1 protein-coding gene is annotated in these 2,128 nt (G+C 77.9%); it reads right to left on the bottom strand.

The features are described from left to right. Positions 1 to 1,929 (bottom strand): transglutaminase family protein (locus ACFQ11_RS37600; RefSeq protein ID WP_378307715.1); only part of this gene is annotated, 1,929 nt, incomplete at its 3' end. Between the last annotated feature and the right edge of the window lie 199 nt (positions 1,930 to 2,128).

Genomic DNA, 2,128 nt, shown 5'->3' with positions numbered 1-2,128 from the left:
CGGCACCGCCGGGAAGCCGTCCTCGGCGGCCCGCGGCTCCGCCGCCGCGTCCTGCGGGCGCGGCGCCGCCGGGCCGCTCGGCGAGCCCTGCGGCGCCGTCGCCCCGCCGTCCGCCGCCGACCCCGAGTCGCCGGAGGAGGACGACCCCGAGTCGGTGCCCACCCCGGTGGACGCCATGGGCGTGCTGTAGGACGGCGCGGTCGCCGTGCCCTGCCCCTGGAGCCCGGACGGGGTCGGCTCGAACCGCACCCATCCCGACCCCGGGAAGTACAGCTCCGGCCACGCGTGCGCGTCCCGCGACCGGACCGTCCACTCGTCCGGGCCGCTCTGCACCCCGGCCGTGTACCCCATCGCCACCCGGGCCGGAATCCCCAGGATCCGCGCCATCAGCGCCATCGAGGCGGCGAACTGCTCGCAGTACCCCCGCTTGCTGTGCAGCAGGAAGTCCACCAGGTCGCTGCGCCGCTTCGGCGCGGGCGCGGACAGGTCGTAGACGAACCCGCCCGTCTCGGTGAACCACCGCTGCAGCCGGACGGCCTGGTCGTGCGCGCTCGTCGCGCCCTCGGCGACCTCGCGCGCCAGCGCCCTGACCTCCTGCGGGATGGTCTGGGGCAGCGCGGTGTAGCGGCGGACGATCTCCGCCGGGTACCCCCCGGCGTTCTCCAGATCCTCGCCGCTCGGCTGCGGGATCGCGCTGCGCACGGTGTAGTCGCGGCCGCCCGCCGAGTCGCGCAGCGAGTACACCATCAGCGACTCCGCGTCCACCCGCCAGTCGCCGTCGATCGACACCTGCGTCGGCGCGTACGGCAGCGGCAGGAACGTCATGTCCCGCACCTCACCGCGGACCGACACCTCCGTCGTCACCTCGCGGGACCTGCCCGACGACAGCCCCGGCGGGGACGGGAGCCGGTCGCGCTCGCGCAGCCGGTCGTCCGGCCCGCTGCGCAGCGGGCTGTAGGTCCACCGGTCGCCGTCGAACCGGTCCAGCGCGTACAGGCGCAGGTATCCGGGCCCGATCGGGTCCCCGGTGCGGTAGGTCAGCACCACCGAGTCGTCCAGCTCGGTCAGTTCCCGCTTCAGGCTGACGAGCGGATCCGGCGTCGTGACCGTGCGGGTGTCGCCGCCCGACCCGCCGCGCAGGTCCAGGATCCCGCGCTGCTGCAGGCCCGGCACCGCCGTCGGGAGCAGCACCGCGACGGCCACCGCGCCGAGCGCGATCCGGCGCCCGCCGGACGTCGCCGTCCCCGCGAGATCTCCCGGCAGCGCCGCGTCCCCGCCGCCCCCGGCCGGGTCCCCGGCCGCGTCCCCCGCCGCAGTACCGCGCGGCGCCGACCAGCGCCGCCGCGCCACCAGCGGCCCCCAGCCGCCGACCTGCTCCCGGGAGTCGGCCATCAGCAGGGCGAGGAAGCCGAACGCCCCCACCGCGAACGGCACCCAGCCGACGCCCTCGTCCCGCACGGCCGCCGGGACGCTGTACATCGCCAGCAGCGGCAGCCCGGCGGGCGCCGCCCGGCGCAACCCCACCGCCAGGAAGTCCACCAGCACCGCGACGACCCCGACGCCCGCGGCCGTCAGCAGCTCGATCCCGGGCAGCACCGGCACCGGCGCGGCGTACCGGTGGGCCGAGCCCCACCCCGCGTCCATCAGGTCGGCCAGGTGGCGCAGCGACCCGGGGGTGGGGACGACCCCGAGCAGCGACTCCGGCGCCGCGTAGAACAGGTTCAGTCCCAGCAGCAGTCCCAGCAGCCCGGCGAGCGGCTGCAGCGGCACGGGCAGGCGCAGCCGCCGCGCGGCCAGCCCGCCCGCGGCCACCGCGAGCACCGCGCCCAGCGCCGCCGCGAACCAGCCCGCCGTCTCGAACAGCGGGGCCAGCCCCACCGCGCCGGCGAGCGTCGCCAGCGCGGCCGTCATCGTCATCCGCAGCCTCATGACCCGCCCTCGTAGCAGTCCGCCCACATCGGTCGGCCCGTCCTCAGCCCGCGCGCGCCGGATCCTCGCCGGCCCGCGCCCACACGTCGGCCAGCTCGGCGGCCGTCCGGACCGTCACCACCCGCCAGCCGCCCGCGCGCAGCAGGTCCGCCGCCCGCCGCGGCGGCGCGTCCGCGGCGACGGCGGCGCCGTCCGCGCA

This window comes from Actinomadura sediminis (assembly GCF_042675525.1).
Lineage (GTDB): Bacteria > Actinomycetota > Actinomycetes > Streptosporangiales > Streptosporangiaceae > Spirillospora > Spirillospora sediminis.
Note: the sequence above shows the minus strand (reverse complement) of the source record. Positions and strands in the feature narration are given on the sequence as shown.